This is a genomic window from Candidatus Thiodictyon syntrophicum (assembly GCF_002813775.1).
In the GTDB taxonomy this organism is placed as follows: domain Bacteria; phylum Pseudomonadota; class Gammaproteobacteria; order Chromatiales; family Chromatiaceae; genus Thiodictyon; species Thiodictyon syntrophicum.
This window is the reverse complement of the sequence record NZ_CP020370.1, coordinates 6,561,168-6,580,524: the sequence shown is the minus strand read 5'-3', so window position 1 is coordinate 6,580,524 and position 19,357 is coordinate 6,561,168. Positions and strand designations below refer to the sequence as shown.

General features: G+C 64.2%; 15 protein-coding genes. 3 read left to right on the top strand and 12 right to left on the bottom strand.

The window, feature by feature from the left end; genetic code table 11:
• Positions 1–213: 213 nt before the first annotated feature.
• From THSYN_RS28160 to THSYN_RS28150, 3 genes are all read left to right on the top strand, one after another.
• A complete protein-coding gene (locus tag THSYN_RS28160) occupies positions 214–3,180 on the top strand; it encodes a ribonucleoside triphosphate reductase (protein WP_100922048.1) in 2,967 nt (988 codons plus the stop codon).
• 105 nt (positions 3,181–3,285) lie between these two features.
• Entirely contained in the window at positions 3,286–3,480 is a 195-nt protein-coding gene (gene nrdD, locus THSYN_RS28155; RefSeq protein WP_100922047.1) for an anaerobic ribonucleoside-triphosphate reductase, read from the top strand.
• A 181-nt stretch (positions 3,481–3,661) separates the two neighbouring features.
• On the top strand, positions 3,662–4,357 hold the full coding sequence (locus THSYN_RS28150) for an anaerobic ribonucleoside-triphosphate reductase activating protein (protein ID WP_100922046.1): 696 nt from the start codon (positions 3,662–3,664) through the stop codon (positions 4,355–4,357).
• 323 nt (positions 4,358–4,680) lie between these two features.
• Here THSYN_RS28150 and ilvB read toward each other — a convergent pair whose 3' ends face one another.
• The 12 genes from ilvB to THSYN_RS28095 form a co-directional block, all read right to left on the bottom strand.
• Complete coding sequence (gene ilvB, locus THSYN_RS28145; RefSeq protein ID WP_100922045.1) at positions 4,681–6,426, bottom strand: biosynthetic-type acetolactate synthase large subunit; 1,746 nt, start codon at positions 6,424–6,426, stop codon at positions 4,681–4,683.
• A gap of 285 nt (positions 6,427–6,711) precedes the next feature.
• Positions 6,712–7,308, bottom strand: coding sequence for a dephospho-CoA kinase (gene coaE / locus THSYN_RS28140; RefSeq protein WP_100922044.1), 597 nt, complete (start codon positions 7,306–7,308; stop codon positions 6,712–6,714).
• Positions 7,309–7,323: 15 nt separating this feature from the next.
• The gene (locus THSYN_RS28135) at positions 7,324–8,196 is read right to left on the bottom strand and encodes a prepilin peptidase (RefSeq protein WP_100922043.1); all 873 of its coding nucleotides are present in this window, start codon (positions 8,194–8,196) and stop codon (positions 7,324–7,326) included.
• 251 nt (positions 8,197–8,447) lie between these two features.
• Positions 8,448–9,707, bottom strand: coding sequence for a type II secretion system F family protein (locus THSYN_RS28130; protein ID WP_100922042.1), 1,260 nt, complete (start codon positions 9,705–9,707; stop codon positions 8,448–8,450).
• 5 nt (positions 9,708–9,712) lie between these two features.
• Entirely contained in the window at positions 9,713–11,425 is a 1,713-nt protein-coding gene (gene pilB / locus THSYN_RS28125) for a type IV-A pilus assembly ATPase PilB (protein ID WP_100922041.1), read from the bottom strand.
• 186 nt (positions 11,426–11,611) lie between these two features.
• Positions 11,612–12,445, bottom strand: coding sequence for an NYN domain-containing protein (locus THSYN_RS28120; protein ID WP_100922040.1), 834 nt, complete (start codon positions 12,443–12,445; stop codon positions 11,612–11,614).
• 290 nt (positions 12,446–12,735) lie between these two features.
• Positions 12,736–14,682 (bottom strand): acetate--CoA ligase, encoded by a 1,947-nt coding sequence (acs, locus tag THSYN_RS28115; protein ID WP_100922039.1) that lies wholly within the window; start codon positions 14,680–14,682, stop codon positions 12,736–12,738.
• Between the two features lie 468 nt (positions 14,683–15,150).
• Positions 15,151–15,618, bottom strand: a complete 468-nt coding sequence (locus tag THSYN_RS34445) for a hypothetical protein (RefSeq protein WP_157817990.1) — start codon at positions 15,616–15,618, stop codon at positions 15,151–15,153.
• A gap of 36 nt (positions 15,619–15,654) precedes the next feature.
• The gene (locus THSYN_RS28110; RefSeq protein WP_100922038.1) at positions 15,655–16,194 is read right to left on the bottom strand and encodes a DUF86 domain-containing protein; all 540 of its coding nucleotides are present in this window, start codon (positions 16,192–16,194) and stop codon (positions 15,655–15,657) included.
• Positions 16,191–16,601, bottom strand: a complete 411-nt coding sequence (mntA, locus tag THSYN_RS28105) for a type VII toxin-antitoxin system MntA family adenylyltransferase antitoxin (protein WP_100922037.1) — start codon at positions 16,599–16,601, stop codon at positions 16,191–16,193. Before mntA ends, THSYN_RS28110 begins: the two co-directional genes overlap by 4 nt.
• A gap of 71 nt (positions 16,602–16,672) precedes the next feature.
• Positions 16,673–17,359: a 3'-5' exonuclease gene (locus tag THSYN_RS28100; protein ID WP_100922036.1), complete on the bottom strand. Its 687-nt coding sequence runs from the start codon at positions 17,357–17,359 to the stop codon at positions 16,673–16,675.
• 30 nt (positions 17,360–17,389) lie between these two features.
• Positions 17,390–19,255, bottom strand: coding sequence for a DUF294 nucleotidyltransferase-like domain-containing protein (locus tag THSYN_RS28095; protein WP_100922035.1), 1,866 nt, complete (start codon positions 19,253–19,255; stop codon positions 17,390–17,392).
• Positions 19,256–19,357: the final 102 nt, after the last annotated feature.

Here is a 19,357-nt window from a genome sequence, read left to right as displayed (position 1 = left end):
TTTTCGAGCAAAAACCAAAACAAACCCGTTCCTTGTTCTTGCGAGCCGCTGGATTTGCGGGTGGGCAGGGAACGCAACCGCTGCCCCAGGCGCCCTGCCGTCCGTCCGTCGGACCCTCCCGGGCCACCTTGCCGGAACCCCCTGACCCCTATATACTGTGTCCAGAACAGTCGCCGACACAAAATATAGTATTTCACTGGGGGAGGGCCTGCCATGGGGACCGCGCACACCAACATCGCCAGCCTGCCCCTGCGGGTCCTCAAGCGCGACGGCCTGGAAGTCCCCTTCGATGCCGCCAAGATCGAGTCCGCCATCCTGCGCGCCGGCCAGGCGAGCGGCGAGTACGGCGACATGGAGTCGCGCCTGCTGACCGCCCAGGTGGTCAAGGTGCTGGCCCACCGCTTCGGCCACACCAAGGCGCCGGACATCGAGGCGATCCAGGACGTGGTGGAGCAGACGCTGATCGCGGCCAACCACTTCGAGACCGCCCGCTCCTACATCGTCTACCGCGAACAGCACACCCGGCTGCGCGACCACACCCGCACCCTGGTGGACGTGGCCGCCTCCATCGACGAGTACCTGGACCGCTCCGACTGGCGGGTGGCCGCCAACGCCAACCAGGGCTACTCGCTCGGCGGGCTCATCCTCAACACCTCGGGCAAGATGATCGCCAACTACTGGCTGTCCCACGTCTACCCGCCCGAGATCGGCGAGGTACACCGCGACGGTTCCATCCACGTCCATGACCTGGACATGCTCTGCGGCTACTGCGCCGGCTGGTCACTGCGCACCCTGCTGCACGAGGGGCTCAACGGCGTACCCGGGCGGGTCGAGGCGGGGCCGCCGCGCCACATGTCGAGCGCCGTGGGCCAGATCGTGAATTTTCTGGGGACCCTGCAGAACGAGTGGGCGGGCGCCCAGGCCTTCTCCAGTTTCGATACCTATATGGCCCCCTTCGTGCGGACGGACCGGCTCGATTATGCCCAGGTCCGGCAATGCATCCAGGAACTGATCTACAACCTGAATGTGCCGTCGCGGTGGGGAACCCAGTGCGTCGATGCGCAGACCGAGTGTCTGACCGAACAGGGCTGGAAGCACTACGACCAGCTTCAGACCGGCGAGCGCATCGCGACCTTCGATTGGCGCAACAATCGTCTGGAGTATCTGGAGCCGCTGGCCGTGAAGGCCTATGACTTCGACGGCGAGATGTACGTCCTGCGCAACCGTACCCAGGAGCAATGGATCACCCCGGGGCACAAGGTCCTGCGCAAGGTCTTCAACAGCGATAACCGGTGGGTCCTGGAAGACATCGAAGACGTTGCGGCACTCAAGTCACCGGTCATCATCCCGAACGCCTGGGAGACCGATTCGACGGTTGAGATCGACGACCGGGTGGTGATGCTGCTGGCCTGGGTGGTCGCCGAGGGGAACTTCGATTTCAGCGCCGGGCGTCGCCGGATCAGCCTGTTCCAATCGACCGGCCATCCGGAGAACGCGGCCGAGATCGCCTGGCTGCTCGAAGAACTCGGGCTCTCCTATCACCTGCTGGAGAAGACCGGGACCTACTCGAACTACCCGGTCTACCGTTATCGCCTGAACCAGGAAGGCAGTGACTTCGTGCTGGGCCATCTGGAACGCAAATGCGTTCCGGCGGTGATCCGCACCCTATCCGTCCGCCAGATCCAGCTTTTTCTGGACACCTACATCAAGGGTGACGGCAGTATCGAGCCGAACGGCCGCACCCGGATCTACACCAACGATCGCGACAACCTGGATGCCCTCCAGGAGCTTTGCACCCTGGCCGGTTACGGCAGCAGCGTCTATACGCGCCAGGACTCGGGTGTCCATGTACTGAACCTGATCCGCAACCGCGAGACCTATATCCAGCTCATCGAGCGTCGCGCTTACAAGGGCAAGGTTTGGTGCCCGACCACCCGTAACGGCACCTTCGTGGCACGCCGCAACGGCAAGACCTTCATCACCGGCAATACGCCTTTTACGAATCTCACCTTCGATTGGGTCTGCCCGGAGGACCTGCGCGATCAGGTGCCAGTGATTGCGGGCGAGGAGCAGCCCTATACCTACGGCGACCTCCAGGCCGAGATGGACATCATCAACCGCGCCTATATCGAGGTGATGACCGAGGGCGACGCCAAGGGCCGGATCTTCACCTTCCCGATCCCGACCTACAACATCACCCCGGACTTCCCCTGGGAGAGTGAGAACGCGGATCGGCTCTTTGCCATGACCGCCAAGTACGGCCTGCCGTATTTCCAGAACTTCATCAATTCCGAGTTGTCGCCGAACATGGTCCGCTCCATGTGCTGCCGCCTGCAGCTCGACCTGCGCGAATTGCTCAAGCGCGGCAACGGGCTCTTCGGTTCGGCCGAGCAGACCGGTTCGGTCGGTGTCGTCACCATCAATTGCGCCCGCCTGGGCTTCCAGCACCCGGGCGACGAGCCGGCCCTGCTGGCGCGTCTGGACCGGCTGCTCGAACTCGCCCGCAACAGCCTGGAGATCAAGCGCAAGGTGGTACAGCGGCACCTGGACGCCGGGCTCTTCCCCTATACCAAGCGGTATCTCGGGACCCTGCGCAACCACTTCTCCACCATCGGGGTGAACGGGATCAACGAGATGATCCGCAACTTCACCCGCGACCGGGAGGACATCACCACGGACCTCGGCCAGGCACTCGCCATCCGCCTGCTCGACCGGGTGCGCGCGCGCATGGTGGAGTTCCAGGAGACCACCGGCCACCTCTACAACCTGGAGGCGACCCCGGCGGAGGGGACCACCTATCGCTTCGCCCGCGAGGACCAGAAGCGCTTCCCGGGCATCCTCCAGGCCGGGACCCCGGACGCGCCCTATTACACCAACAGCACCCAACTGCCGGTAGGCTTCACGGACGACCCCTTCCAGGCCCTGGCGATGCAGGAGCCGCTCCAGTCCCGCTACACCGGTGGTACCGTGCTGCATCTGTATATGAGCGAGCAGGTCTCCAGTGTGGAGGCGTGCAAGCGGCTGGTGCGCCGCGCGCTCACCAACTTCCGCCTGCCCTATATCACCGTCACCCCCGTGTTCTCCATCTGCCCCAAGCACGGGTATCTGGCCGGCGAGCATGAATTCTGCCCGGTGTGCGATGAGGAACTGATCGCGCGCAAGCGGGTAAGCGCGACTTAGCTCTTAGCGCTTAGCTCTTAGCCGCACCTGAACGCCAATCAACGCAAAGCAGTCGGCCCCGCCACGCCGACCGCAATCGAGCAACGAGACGAGGAGATCGAGACCATGAATGAACTGACCACCGCCAGCCTGAACCCGCAAGAGCGCACCCGCTGCGAAGTCTGGACCCGGGTCATGGGCTACCACCGCCCGGTCGCCGCCTTCAACGTCGGCAAGCGCGCCGAGCATGGCGAGCGCTGCTACTTCACCGAGAATCCGTGCGGCACCCCGCTGCGCGCGCCCCAACAGGCCGCCGCCTGAGTCCGGGAAGAATTTTGTCCGCAAATGAACGCAAATGAACGCAAATAATTCAAGAGTGCTTGCGACCCGTGGGACGACATCCGGACGACTATCCCGCGGGAACCGTCAGGGCCTTGATGATTAGCGTTTATTTGCGTTCATTTGCGGCTGAACTCCTCTTTACCGGCCTGAAGGATTCGCCATGGGAATTGCGCAGTCGCCGCAGTTGATCACCGCTGCGCCGGTGCCGCCGACGAGCGCCCGGCGGGAACTGCGCGTCGGCGGCCTCACGCCCCTGACCACCGTCGACTACCCCGGCGAACTCGCCGCCGTGGTCTTCTGCCAAGGCTGCCCCTGGCGCTGCCGCTATTGCCACAACGGCCACCTGCTGCCCCCGCGCGCAGCGGAGTTGATCCCCTGGGCCCAGGTGCGCGCCTTCCTTGAAGCCCGTCGCGGACTCCTGGACGCGGTGGTCTTCAGCGGCGGTGAGCCGACCCTCCAGCCCGCACTGGGGGCGGCCATGACGCAAGCCCGCGCCCTGGGCTTCAAGGTCGGGCTGCACAGTTCCGGGGCCTATCCGGCGCGCATCGAGGCACTGCTGCCGCTACTCGATTGGGTCGGGCTCGACATCAAGGCCCTGCCGGAGCACTACCCGGCCATCACCGGCGTCCCCGGCTCAGGCGAGCGCGCCTGGGCGAGCCTGCGCCTTCTGCTCGCGGCCGGAGTACCGCTGCAGGTGCGCACCACCCTGATGCCCGGCCAGGATGGCCCCGCCCAACTGGCGACGCTGCCCGAGCGCCTCGCCGCGCTGGGGGTGCGTGAGCACCGCATCCAGTCCTGCCGCACCGGGCATACGCTCGATCCGACCCTCGCCGCCGAGTCGGCGCGGGTTCTGTGATGCCATAGCACATACGCCGCAGGTGGCGGAACCGCTACGCGTTCCGCCCCACCCGCTTGAACCGGCCCGTCGGCTCAATCCTCCGTATTCATTGTAGACTTAGGCAATTAGCGTCGAAACTCAGCCGTCGGCGAATCCGACCCCAGGTCACGCCCTTTCAATGCTAGACATCTTCAACCATGTCACCCAGGGCGTTGCCCTGGGCTGGTATGTCACGCCCTGCCGAGATCTGGTTCGGGCCATTGCCCGCCTGCCCCCCGCTGCGGTACGGCGCTGATCACTTGGAACTAAACCACTTGAATAATCGCCCAGCGGGCGATTATTCAAGCCTCGACCATCTGGTACAGGGTGTTCCCCGGCCGCACCATCGGCAGGACGTTCTCCGCCTTGTCGACCCAGCAGTCCACCAGTACCGGATGCTCCTGGGCCAGCGCCCAGGCAACCCCCTCGCGCAGTTCCTCATTGGTGCGGATGCGCAGGGTCTTGAGCCGGGGGTAGACGTATTTGAGCCCGGTGAGGTTGGGGATCTGGCGGCGGCAGCCTGCGTCGATGTCGGTGCAGTCCGGGTCGCACTCGGCGGTGCGCGAGAGGCAGGTCTCATAGTGCATCCCGGCGTCCATCATGTCCTCCCATTGGCGGACCATCCCCAGGAAGTTGTTGTTGAGCACGAACATCTTGAGCGGGATCCGCTGGGCTACGACCGTGCCCAGTTCCTGGATGTTCATCTGGAAGCTGCCGTCGCCGTCGATCAGGACCACCGGGCGGCTGGGGTCGGCGAACCAGGCGCCGATGGCGGCGGGCAAGCCGAAGCCCATGGTCCCGAGTCCGCCGGAGCTGATCCACTGGCGCGGGCGCTGGAAGCGGTAATACTGGGCCGCCCACATCTGGTGCTGGCCGACCCCGGTGACCAGGGTGGCATCACCGCCGGTCAGTTCGGAGATGGTCTCGATCACGGCCTGGGGCTTGAGGTGGGGGCCGCTCTGATAGGGCTTGGGCAGTTGGGTGCGCCACTCCTGCACCTGGGCCATCCAGTCCGGGTGCCGGGCGTCCCGGCCGCTCGCCAGGGCATAGTCCAGGAAGGCATCCGCCCCCGCGACCAGGTGCAGATGGGTCGCGACTGTCTTGTCGATCTCGGAGGGGTCGATGTCGACCTGGGCGATCTGCTTGTCGATGGCGAAGCCGCGCACCGCCACGCGGTCGTCGAAGCGCCCGCCCAGGGTCAGGATCAGGTCGGCGTCGCGCAGCGCGTAGTTGGCCGGGATGGTGCCGTGCATCCCGGGCATCCCCAGGTTGTGGGGGTCCTCAAAGGGGATCGCGCCCAATCCGTTGAAGGTGGTGGTGACCGGCACCGCGAAACGCTCCGCGAAGCGGCACAGGGCGGCGGCGGCCCCGGCGTGGATCACGCCGCCGCCGGCCTTGACCACGGGGCGCGCGGCCGCGGTCAGGGCGGCGAGGATGGCGTCGGCCCGGGCCGGGTCGAAGGGGATCGACTCGTGGTAGCGACGACGGGGCGGGTTGCTGTGGGTCAGGGGCGCGAGCTGCACGTCCTTGCAGATGTCCACCACCACCGGGCCGGGGCGACCGCTGCCGGCCAGGGCATAGGCCTCGCGCAGCACCCACTCCAGGTCACGCACGTCTTTGACCAGGTAGTTGTGCTTGGAGATGGCCCGGGTGACGCCGACCGTGTCCACCTCCTGGAAGGCGTCGGAGCCGATGGCCCCGCTCGGCACCTGCCCGGTGATGAAGAGCGTCGGGATGGAGTCCTTGTAGGCGTCCGCGATGGGGGTGGTGAGGTTGGTCGACCCGGGTCCGGAGGTGGCGAGCGCCACGCCCACCCGGCCGCTCGTGCGGGCATAGCCCTCCGCGGCGTGCCCGGCCCCGGACTCCTGGCGGCACATGATGAAGTGCGGGCAGGGCGCGCCGCCGCGCAGGCGTTTGTTCAGCTCGACATGGAGCGGAATCACGGCCCCGCCGGTGTGGCCGAAGATGGTTTCGACACCGAGATCTGTCAACACATCGAATAACACGGCGGCGCCGGTGCGCAGGGCGAGGGTCTCTGGGGCATTCATGGGGATCGGGTAGGTCCTGGGAAACGGGGAGGCATGGTGCCCATGATCCCAGAAAGCACCGTGCCCGGAAAGAATGTTCGTCCGCAAATGAACGCCAATGAACGCAAATAAGATAAGGATTCAGAGGATGGGCCGGCGTCACCGCCAGGGCCGGCGAACGCTACTATAGCAGCCAATGATTCTTCAACGTTGCTTTTTTGAACAATAGGTTGCAGCTATTTTTCTTATTTGCGTTCATTGGCGTTCATTTGCGGACAAACGTCTTCCCGCGCTCAGCGGCCTGCGCTAAGCCTCTGCCGCGAGCGCCAGATAGGCCCGGTGCAGCCGCTCGACCTGGGGCCCCAGGGCCGCGGGTTGGCCGCCGTTGTCGATGATGTCGTCGGCCCGCGCTACACGCCGAGCGCGCGGGATCTGACTCGCTATGATGCGCTCGACCTCGGCCTGCGCGAGCAGGCTGCGGCGGCACACCCGTGCAATCTGGGCCGCTTGCGGGCAGTCCACTACCAGCACCCGATCCGCCAGGGACTCCTGACCGCTCTCCAACAGGAGCGGCACGACCAGCAGCACGTAGGGCGTCTGAAGACAGGCGGCGCGCTCCAGCATCAGACCGCGGATCGGCGGGTGCAGGATGGACTCCAGGCGCGCGCGGGCCCCCGGGTCGGCAAAGACCAGGCCGCGTAGCGCGGCCCGGTCCAGGCTGCCGTCGGGCAGCACGACGGTGCCGAACTGGGCCCCGATGCGGGCCAGGGTCGGGGTGCCGGGTTCGGTCAGTTCCCGGGCCAGCAGGTCGGTGTCGATGACGCCGGCGCCGAGCGCGGCAAACCGTTCGGCCACGGTCGACTTGCCGCTGCCGATCCCGCCGGTGAGCCCGACCCTAAACATGTGACCGCAACCCGCTCACGCCAGGCCGGCGAGGCGCAGATAGGCGGCGTTGAGCTGCGGACCCCAGATCAGACAGATGAAACCGGCAACGGCCAGGAAGGGACCGAAGGGCATGGGGACCCCGCGGGCGTGCCGTCCGGTGACGATGAGCAGGGTGCCGAGCAGGGCCCCGGCCAAGGCCGCGAGCAGCAGGATCTGGGGCAGGAACTGCCAGCCGAACCAGGCCCCGAAGAGCGCCAGGAGCTTGAAGTCGCCGTAGCCCATGCCCTCCTTGCCGGTGGCCAGCCGAAAGAGCTGGAAGACGCACCACAGGCTCAGATAGCCCGCGGCGGCACCGATGATTGCGGAGGCGCTGTCCGTGAAGAGTCCGAACAGGCTGCACAGCAGACCGACCCAAAGGAGCGGGACGCTGATCGAGTCCGGCAGCAACTGGGTGTCGAAGTCGATGAGCGCGAGCGTAATCAGTCCCCAGGTCAGGGGCAAGGCGACCAGCGTCTGCCAGCTCAGGCCGAAACGCAGGACCACGATCAGGGTCAGCACCGCGGTCAGGCCCTCGATCAGCGGGTAGCGGGGGCTGATGCGTGTGCGGCAGGCGGAGCAGCGCCCGCGCAGGAACAGATAACTCAGGATGGGGACGTTTTCCAACGCGCGGATCCGGTGGCCGCAGGATGGACAGTGCGACGGCGGTCGGGCCAGGCTGAGCGCTGGTTCGGTGTCGGCCGGCGGGACCCCGGCGAGTTCCGCGCACTCGCGGCGCCAACTCGCCTCCATCATCCGCGGCAGGCGCAGGATCACGACGTTGAGGAAGCTCCCGACAATCAGCCCCAGGGCCAGGGCGGACCCGTAGAGCAGGCCCGGGTTGGCGTTGAAGACCTCGATCCACAGCATTATTGAACTCAGTGATTAGTGGCCAGTGATTAGTGGTCAGTGGTCACTCATTGGTGATACGCGGCTACTCACTAGTGCATGACGCCGAGAATCCCGCGACCATATCTGTTCGTTGTCGTTGTCGTTGTCGTTGTCGTAATCGTTTTCGACTCCGATTACGACAACGACAACGACAACGACAACGATCACGACCGGGAACGGTAGCGGAACTTTCGACGTTCTGCACTAGCCGCCGACCACTGGCCACCGCCTCACACCACGGAGGCAAGCTTGAAGATCGGCAGGTACATGGCCACCACCAGGCTGCCCACCAGGCCGCCGATGACCACCATGATCATCGGCTCCAAGAGGCTGCTGAGACTGTCGACGGCATTGTCCACCTGCTCCTCGTAGAAGTCGGCGACCTTGGCGAGCATCTCGTCCAGGGCGCCGGACTCCTCGCCGATGGCAGTCATCTGGATCACCATGTGGGGAAACAGGTTGCGCTGCCGCATGGACAGTTGCAGGGACTGGCCGGTGGCCACCTCCTCGCGCATCTTGAGCACCGCCTCCTGATAGACGATGTTGCCGGTGGCGCCGGACACCGATTCCAGTGCCTCCACCAAGGGGACACCGGCGGCGAACATGGTGGATAGGGTCCGGGCAAAGCGCGCCAATGATGCCTTATTGAGGATAACGCCGATGATCGGGATCTTCAGGAGCGTGCGGTCGACGATCTCGCGAAACTTGCGGGAGCGCTTGAAGACATAGCCGATCGCCCAGATTGCCCCGGCAACGACCAGAAAAACCGCCCACCACCACTCCCGCAGCACGTCTGACATGGCGATGACCGCCAGGGTGAAGGCCGGCAGGTCCGCCCCGAAGCTGCTGAACAGTTCCTTGAACTGAGGGATGACGAAGATCAGGATCACCACCGTGACGAGGATGGCGACGGCAATGACCGCCGTGGGATAGAACAGGGCTTTCTTGATCTTGCCCTTGATGGATTCGGTTTTTTCCTTGTAGACCGCAATCTTGTCCAACAGGATGTCCAGCACACCGGCCTGCTCACCGGCGGCGACCAGATTGCAGAACAGGTCATCGAAATAGAGTGGGTGCTTGCCCAGGGCCTCCGCCATGGCGGTGCCGCTCTCGATATCCTGCTTGATGGCGAGGATCAAGTCCTGCATGGCCGCGTTGTCGTGTCCGCGGCCGACGATGTCGAAGGACTGCACCAAGGGCACACCGGCGGCCATCATGGTCGCCAGTTGGCGGCTGAAGATGGCGATGTCACCGGCGCCGATCTTCTTTCTGCCGCTGAAGAGCGACTGGGCCTTTTTCCTGACTTTTGTGGGGTTTACCCCCTGGCGGCGCAGGTCGGCGCGCACCGTCGTGATGCTCGAGGCGCGGGTTTCGCCTTTGACACGGCCGCCGCGGCGGTCGGTTCCTTCCCAAACGAAAACATAGGCCTTTTCAGCCTTGGGCGGGGCCTTGGGTTTAGGCCTGGGCCTCTGCGCTGCTGCCAGTGCCATGGGCGTCAGTCCTTCGTGACTCGGTTGATCTCTTCAAGGCTGGTGATTCCGGCCTTGACCTTGCGCAGCCCGGATTGCCGCAAGTTTGCGACCCCTTCGCGCGCTGCCTGTTCGGCCAACTGGAGCGCGTTGCCGCCCTCCATGATGAGGCGCCCGATCGCCTCGGATACCTTCATGACCTGAAAAATCCCGATTCGTCCCTTATAGCCCTTGGTGCAGCGTTCGCAGCCGACCGGGCGGTAGACGGTGATGCCCTCGTCGAGATCGGCTTCCGTGAACCCCTCCTCGCGCAGGGCCTCGCGCGGTACCTCCTCGGGCTGCTTGCAGCTTGGGCACAATTTACGGGTCAGGCGCTGGGCCATGATCAGCAGGATCGAGGAGGCAATGTTGAACGGCGCCACACCCATATTGGCCAGTCGGGTGAGCGTCTGTGGGGCGTCGTTGGTGTGCAGGGTGGAGAGCACCATGTGTCCGGTCTGGGCGGCCTTGACCGCGATCTCGGCGGTCTCCAGGTCGCGGATCTCCCCGACCATCAGGATGTCCGGATCCTGGCGGAGAAAGGCGCGTAGCGCGGAGGCGAAGGTCAGCCCCGTTTTTGGGTTCATGTTGACCTGGTTGATCCCCGCCACCTGAATCTCTACCGGGTCCTCGACCGTTGAGATGTTGACATCCGGCGCGTTGAGGATGTTGATCGCGCTATAGAGGGAAACGGTCTTGCCGGAGCCCGTGGGGCCCGTGACCAGGATCATCCCGTAGGGCTTCTTGATGGCGGCGAGGAAGAGGTCGCGCTGCTCCGGCTCGAAGCCCAGCGCATCGATCCCGACCTGGGCCGAGGTGGAGTCCAGAATCCGCAGCACCACCTTCTCCCCGTGCAGGCACGGCAGGGTGTTGACGCGGAAGTCGATATCACGGGTGCGGCTGAGCTTGAGCTTGATGCGCCCGTCCTGCGGGACCCGGCGCTCGGCGATGTTCATCCGCGACATGACCTTGAGCCGGGCGACCAGACGCGCGGCGATGTTGAGCGGCGGGTTGGCGACCTCGCGCAGCAGACCGTCCTGACGAAAACGGATGCGGAAGTACTTTTCATAGGGCTCGAAGTGGATGTCCGAGGCACTGTTGGTGATGGCGTCCACCAGGATCTTGTTGACGTAGCGCACCACCGGTGCATCATCGACATTGAGATCGGAGTCGTCGTGTTGGTCCTCGTCGTCCGCGGCGATATCGAGGTTGTCCAGGTCCGTATCCATGAGGTCCGTCATGGTGGTGTCCTGGGCATCGATGGCACGATCGATGGCCGCCGCGAGTTTGTCCTCCTCCACCAGGACCGCGTCCGTGGCGAGCCCGGTGTTGAAACGAATTTCCTCCAAGGCCTGACCATTGGTCGGGTCGGACAGGGCGAGGAAGATGCGGTTGCCGCGACGGAACAAGGGCAGTGCCCGGTGCTTGCGGATCAGCTTCTCGTCGACCAGATTCAGCGGCATGTCGACCAGTTCCAGCGCGCTCAAGTCCAGGAGCGGTACACCAAACTCGTGGGAGGCCGCGATGGCAATGCGCCGACTGTCGAGCACCTTCTGATCGACTAAGTACTTGACGAAGGGCTCGCGGCGCCGCAGTGCCTCGGTGGTCGCGGTGGTCGCCTGGTCCTCGGTCAGCAAGCGATCCCGCACCAGGCGCCACGCCAGGCCCGACGGTTTCATGGTGGTCTGATTGGTCGCCATTGGATGCCTGTCCGGTCGGGGTGGCCCCGCGGGGCGCGGGGCCAAAGTCCAAGCTGTGCCGCCCGCGTCGCAACCTGCGCGTGCGGGGGCCCTCGAAATACCGTGCCGCCCATACCCGGCACCCGCGGCGGCGCCAGGGTCAGCCCCCGCACCCCCAAGCTTAGCGGGCTCGCCCGTCTAAGTCTGTTATCTGTTGACCGAAAATGCGAGCCTGACGTTCTTGGCCACCAGTCCGTTGTCCTTCTGCTCGCTCTCGTTGACGTAGAACTCCAGCACGGTCTCCCGGTTCATCAGCAGGTCCTCCGTGACGTCGTCTGCCAACTCGTTGACGTGACAGAAGACACTGGCGTAGGGCGAGCCCTCGCCCCGGGGGTCGGTGACCCACAGGTTGGGGGAGATGTGGTCCATGATACGCAGAAAACCGTAGCCTTTGTCGGCGATCCACTTGGTGCAGACCCCGCGCACGCAGGAGCCGGACTTGCCCCACTCATTGCGCGGTTCGTAGGAGACGGGCACCAGGTCGGGGATCAGGAAGCCGGAGTAGAAGGCGTCAACCTCGCGCTGGAGATCGCGGGAGACGTTCTTGAAACCGATCAACTCCACCCGACAGCCCTTGTTTTGCAACGCATTAACCACCTGGATGAAGTCGCCGTCGCCGGTGACGAGCAACACCTGGTCAAGCTTGTCGGCCTGGAGCATGGCATCCACCGCCATGTCCAGGTCCGCATTGGCCTTGGTGGTGACGTTACCGGCCTCGTCAGTGTAGCGGCGTACCAGCTTGACGGTGATTTTCCAGCCGAAATCCCGCACCATCTGCTGATAGATGCGCGACTTTTTCGCGTACTCCATGTCTTCGCGCGCGCGCTCGGCGTCGAAGGCCATATAGGTATTCAAACGTTGCAGGACCCCGTTCTCGCGGGCCGCAAAGCGGCGCAGAACGTCATAACGCATCTGGTAGCCGCCGTTGTAACGCACATTCTCGGCATCGACAAAGACCCCAACACGACGATGAGAACTCAATTTAACCTCTGGGAAACAATAATCTAATTTGGAACCCGCCAAGTTTCTGCCGCGGACTCAGGCACCAACGAAGTCCATGCCTTGAGCCTTAGGTCGCACCCGCCGGATGGAAATTGGACAGGATTAACAGAATTTTTCAGGATTCACAAGATAATACATTGCTGCTTGCGTATGTCAAAATCCTGTTAATCCGGTGAAATCCTGTTAATCCTGTCCGTTTGTCTGCGCTCGCTCGCGTCACTGACCCTTGGACTGGTCGCACCGCACGCGGTGCGACCAGCGGGTCCGCCCTACTTGTTGGCGCGGCCCTCGATCAGGTCATTGACCACGGTCGGGTCGGCCAGGGTCGAGGTGTCGCCCAGGCTGTCGATCTCGTTGGCCGCGATCTTGCGCAGGATGCGGCGCATGATCTTGCCCGAACGGGTCTTCGGCAGGCTTGGCGCCCACTGGATGATATCCACGATGGCGATGGGTCCGATCTCCCCGCGCACCATGGCCACCAGTTCCTTCTTGAGGTCATCCGTGCCCTCGACACCCTGCATCGGGGTCACATAGGCGTAGATGCCCTGGCCCTTGATGTCGTGAGGGTAGCCCACCACCGCCGCCTCCGCCACATGGGGGTGCAGCACCAGGGCCGACTCGATCTCCGCGGTCCCCAGGCGGTGGCCGGAGACATTGAGCACGTCGTCGATGCGCCCGGTGATCCAGTAGTAGCCGTCCTGATCGCGGCGGGCGCCGTCACCGGTAAAGTAGTAACCGGGATACTGCTTGAAGTAGGTGTCGACGTAGCGCTGATGATCGCCGTAAACGGTACGCATCTGGGCCGGCCAGGGCTGGGTGATGACCAGCGCGCCCTCCCCAGGACCATCGATCAGGGTGCCGGTGGCCGCGTCCACCAGGGCCGGGACCACGCCGAAGAAGGGCTTGGTGGCGGAACCGGGTTTGAGTGCGGTGGCGCCCGGCAGGGGGGTGATCAGGTGGCCGCCGGTCTCGGTCTGCCACCAGGTATCCACGATCGGGCAGCGCTCGTCGCCCACCACCCGATGGTACCACTCCCAGGCCTCCGGGTTGATCGGCTCACCCACCGAACCCAGGATGCGCAGCGACTTGCGCGAGGTCTTCTTGACCGGGTCTTCGCCGGCGCGCATCAGTGAGCGGATGGCGGTGGGGGCGGTGTAGAAGATGTTGACCTGGTGCTTGTCCACCACCTGCCAGAAGCGCGACATGTCCGGATAGTTGGGGATACCCTCGAACATCAAGGACGTAGCGCCGTTGGTCAGGGGCCCGTAGACGATATAGGTGTGGCCGGTGACCCAGCCCACGTCCGCGGTGCACCAGTAGATTTCGCCCTCCTGGTAGTCGAAGACATACTTGTGGGTCATGGCGGCGAAGACCAGATAGCCGCCGGTGGTATGCAGCACCCCCTTGGGCTTGCCGGTGGAACCGGAGGTGTAGAGGAGGAAGAGCGGGTCCTCGGCGTCCATCTCCTCGGGTTCGCAGACCGGGGCGGCCTTGGCCATCTCCTCGTGGTACCACACGTCGCGGCCCTCCTTCCAGGCCACCTTGCCGCCGGTACGGCGCACCACGATCGCGGTGCCGACGCTGGGGCACTCCTCGAGCGCGGTGTCCACGTTCTTCTTCAGGGGCACGCTGCGCCCGCCGCGCATACTCTCATCGGCGGTGATGACCACCCGACAGTCGGAGTCCAGGATGCGGTCGCGCAGGCTGTCCGGGGAGAAGCCGCCGAAGACGATGGAGTGGACGGCACCGACCCGGGTGCAGGCGAGCATGGCCACCGACGCCTCCGGGATCATCGGCATGTAGATGCAGACCCGATCGCCCTTCTTGACCCCGTGGGCCTTGAGCACGTTGGCGAATTTATTGACCTCCGCGTGCAGTTCGCGGTAGGTGATCTTGCGGTCCTCGGCCGGGTTGTCGCCCTCCCAGATCAGTGCGACCTGGTCGCCGCGGGTCGCCAGGTGGCGGTCCAGGCAGTTGTAGGAGACGTTGAGCTTGCCGCCCTTGAACCAGTTGATGTGCAGGTTCTCCGCGTCGAAACTCCAGTCCAGCACCGAGTCCCAGGGCTTGGACCAGGTCACGAATTCTTGCGCCTGGGCGGCCCAGAAGGTCTCCGGGTCCGCAAGCGACTGCTTGTACATCGCCTCGTACTGCGCCGCGTTGATGTGGGCCTTGGCGGCGATTTCCTCGGGGATGGGGTAAATTTTATCTTGCGACATCTCTCATGTCCTCCGGTTGGGGTGGTGGCCAGCAGCGAAACCCAAGGGTTGGGTCTTTGGGGCCAAGGGCAAGCTTGCGGGGAAGCCAATACTAAACGTTAGGCTAATCGCTTTCCAGGCTCCCGCGGCCTGCGCTCCCCGCCCCGCTGGGGCGGGGAGCGCAGGCCGCGGGACTGATTTGGTCCTGGGGGACGCGCCTGGCGACGACTCCCGGCTACGATCGACGACTCGCCCGCACCTGTCGAAGACGCGTTTCCGGACACGCCAGAGACACGGGGACCGATCATCGACTCCGGGCGCGGGGCCACAAAGCTGGCAGAACAATCCGCGGTCGCCGGTGACGCCAACGAGAATCACCGTCGGCTCACTGTATCCGACGCCTTAGTGACTCTGGCGCTGATCGGTCGCAGTTGGCACATGAAGAGTGGAGCGAATCCAATGACGAGCGGGAAAAGACCGCAAATCCATTCAGCGCAATATCTCCTCCGCAGATGCCTGCGGCAGCGCGCTTGGTTGCAACAATTTTTCTAAAATACGTTCAATGGACCGAGGGTTATCAGGGTCGCTTGGAGCGCCTATATGACAGGAGAGCCAGTCGTACAGCCAGGGTGCAAATGACGACCAGCCCGTTGAATTGAACAGATGGGTAGCATTTCCCGGAGCGAACGCGTCCCGAAGCGACTTCGATGTTCTTACCCGCATAGCTCCACGCTGCTCTCGGTCCACAGCCAGCACGAATGAAATATCCCGAGTTATACTATTGCTAATCGCGTCATCGAGCTGCCGCGCTTCAAGCGTGACGAAAAAACTATTGCTGACCTTTAGCTGAACCAACGCTGTCTTGATCATCTTCTGAGTCGGCGCTTCTACGGTCACGGTAACGGCAATATCGGCACCAAAAAGATCCGTATTATTCGGCCCCCGGCGATCGAGCAAAGGTTCATCGATCCACCAGTCCCCCAATATTTCGGGTCAATAATTAAAGTCATCAACAATCAAACGCTGATGCACGACGCCTCCGACATGTGTTAATTCTTCTAGAAACGACCCTTGCGTCGCGTCGAGCAAGCGCTCATACCGCGAGCTTTTCGATTCCGGCAAGCCAACTCGCCACGTCGCGGATAAAGGCGTCGAGGTCGGCGGGGAGTTGCTGGAGATGGTCATAGACCTGTCCAACGTCGAGGTCGAGGTAAGCATGCACCAGTATACTCGAACGCCACCGAACCCCCTCAGGCGGGCACGGGTCGCAGGCGCGATGACCCCTGCCTCCAAGAGCGCATCGAGACTCTCCTCATTGGTCTCCGGGAAACGATCGAAATGTCCCGCCAGGAAGTGGCTGGCAATGTCCAGCACCGCCTCCGCCGCAAGTTGAATCCCGCGCCCCGCGGCCCAGTACGTACGAAAGTCGGCGACAAAGTCGTCGCGAGGGGTGGTCGCCAGGGGCTCGAGGCGTCGCAAGGTTTCGCGCAGACTCTGGAGCCGCCGGATGATGATATTGGGCTCCAGAGTCATGATAGCCCGTGGCCATCCGCAAAATATTGCAATTGCACCCGCCGTCGATACGCGCCATCCTGATAGTCACGCAACGCTCGCAGTTCAAAACGGTTGACCAGGGTCTGGTCGCGCGCGAACAGCAGCCGCCCGGACTTGATGACCTGGCGCTTAAGTACAGGACCGGCCTGGTGCAGGTCAACCAGGTCGACGGCGTCGATGAGGAGGGTATCGGTCACGATCGCCCGCAGTTCCAACAGGCGCCGGAGGCTGAGTGTCTCGCTCGGCAGCACGGCGATATCCACGTCGCGGGGACTTCGTCGCCCGGGGTCGACCTGGGAGCCGAAGCAATAGCCGGCCACGAGGTCCGGCGCGGCACTCAGGTGCGCGGTCAACCGCGCGAAATCGGTTTCGTCGAGCTTGCGCATCGGCGCCTGGCGGGATCGCTGTATTGGGTGTTCATGTCCGGACATCTTAGCTTTTTTGCAGCCGCCGCACCTCACCACAGGAATTTCTTGAGCGGCAGCCAGTCTCCCGTCTCCCGGTAGGCCGCTTGGGCGAGGAAGAGTTCGGCGGCGGCCAGGGCGTCGCTCAAGGCGTTGTGGGCGCTGTAGCGCGGCAGGTTGTAGCGCTCCCCCAGGGAGTGCAGGCGCAGGTCAGAGCCCTTGAAGGCGGTCTGGCGCCGCTCGAAGGTGCGGTGCGCCACCACCTGGGTGTCGACCACCCGTACCGGCAGCCCGGCCCGCCACAGGCGCCGACAGGCATTGCCGATGAAGCCGCACTCGATGGTCGCATGGTGTGCAATCATGACCTTGCCCGCCAGCACCGGCAGGAGCTCCGCCAGCACGTCCGCCAGTTCCAGACCGCCGGCCGATTGATCGTCGGTGATCTGGTGGATGACGGCACTCGCCTCCGGGATCCGGCGGTCGATCCGCACCACCCGGTGGCAGGCACTCGCGAGATCGATCCGGTTGCCGTGCATCACCACATAGCCGACGCTCAGGATCAGGTCCCGCTCGATATCGAGCCCGGTGGTCTCCAGATCGATGGCCAGATAATCGGCCGAGCGCCAATCCTGGTCGGTGCGCGGCAAGCGGTGGGCGAGGTAATCCCGCAGCGGCCCCGGTCGGGCGCGCAGGCGCTGCCACTGGCGGCGCCAGTCGAGAAAGGAGGGTACGAAGAACACGCGGTTATCTGATCCGTCTCGTCGATCCGTCTAGTTGATCCGTCCGGTCTGGTAGCGCTGGGCGAGCGACTCCTGCATGGCGTTGATCAGGAGGAAGGCATCCTTCAGGTGTCCACGCTCCAGCGGCGAGAGTTCGTCGGGGGAGAGGAAGTTGTCCGCCTTTTCCCCGCGCCGCAACTGGCCCGCCTGGTGGCGTACCCGCAAGGTCCCGATGAACTCCACCGCGTCGCTCAGATTGGCCGCGCCATCCTTGCTCAGGGCATTGATCCCGGCGGCGGTGCGCAGGCGCTCCAGGGTATTGGTCTCGGTGATGCCGCTGGACAGGGCATAGACCCGGGCCAGGTCGATGATCGGCACAATGCCCCGGTGCTTGATATTGAAGGTGTGGTCGTGCTCGCCGCCCTGGATCAGGACGAAATTGCGGAAGAACCCCAGCGGCGGGCGATTCTTGACGGCGTTCGCGGCCATGTAGGCGATGAAGATCCGATTGTCCTTGGAGAGGTTCAGCACCTGGTCGTGGATCTCCTCGAACAGGCCCTCCGGGTCATGGACCGGGCGCAGGTCGAAGAAGACGCTGGAGAGCATCAGGGCCATCGGCTCGGGGCGCTGGATCCAGGTGTTGAAATATTTCTTCCAGATCCGCAGCGTCTGGCGCCATTTGGGGTTCCGGGCCATGACGTCGCCCGGACAATAGACATAGCCGCAGGCGTTGAGTCCATCGTTGACGATGCTTGCGAGCGCGGCGAAATAGGCGTCGTCCTCCGGCTTCATGTGGTCGGCGATCAAGAGCGCATTGTCCTGATCCGAATAGGACGTCTGCTCGCGCCGCGCCTGGGAGCCGCCGACCATCCAGGCATAGGGAACCGGGGGTGGCCCCAATTGCGCCTCGGCGATCTCCAGCAGGCGCCGGGTGATGGCGTCGGTGATGGCGCTGATCGCCTGCCCCACCTGGTCCGCGGTAGCCCCGCCATTGACCATGTGCACCTGCAACTCGCCGACCTTGGAACTGATGTCGATCAGCGTCTCCAGGTCCTTCGCATGATGGACGTCGCCCACCAGATAGACCGAGTTGGAGCTCTGGAAGCGTGTCAGGTCCGTGGTCGAGAGGATGCCGACCACCCGGGCGCCCGCCATCACCGGCAGGTGGTGTACGTTGAGCCGCGTCATGGTGATCAGGGCCTGAAAACCCAGGGTATCCACGTTCACCGTTTCCAGTCGCTCGGTCATGATCTCGCGTACCGGCCGATCACTCGGCAGCCCCGCGGCCAGGCACCGCTTGCGCAGGTCCCGGTCCGTGATCAGGCCCGCCAGGCGCTCCCCCACCATGATCAGGAGCGAGGAAATATTGTGCTCGGCCATGACCTGCGCCGCCTCGCGGATGCTGGTCTCGGGGGTGGCCGTGACCAGCGCGCGGTTGATCAGGGTGCCGACCCGCAGGGTCATCAGGCCGGCACCGGAGGCCGGGGCATTGGTCACCGCATCCAGGGCCCGACGCAGCCGATGGGCGACGGATTGATCGAAGTGCTCCGCGAAGTGGGCGTGCTGCGCACGCAGGGCCGTCAGATCAGTACAGGGCAGCAGGTAGACCAAGGTGTCCTCGGCGGTGCTGCCCTTCATCGGCACGGCATTCTCGCCCGCACGGCAGGCCATGTCGCAGAGATCGCCCTCGGCCAGTTTGCCGACCAGGTCCCCCTGGGCGTCGCGCAGTTCCACCGCCCCGCGCCTTAAGATATAGAGATAGGGCTGGTCCGCGTCCAGCGGTGGAAAGACGCTGCCGCGGCGGATATAACGCACCGATAGCCGCTTGGGCAGGCGCTCCAGCGTCTCCGGCGGAAGTTTGTCGAAGGGCGGGTGGCTGGCCAGGAATTCCTGGATTTCAACGAGTTCGACGTCCACGCAGTTCCTCCGGGGTCACAATAAGGTGCGATTAACCAAGATAGCGCCATGTTCGTTGTCGTTGTCGTAATCGTAATCGGAGAAGCGATGCACTTTGGGGTG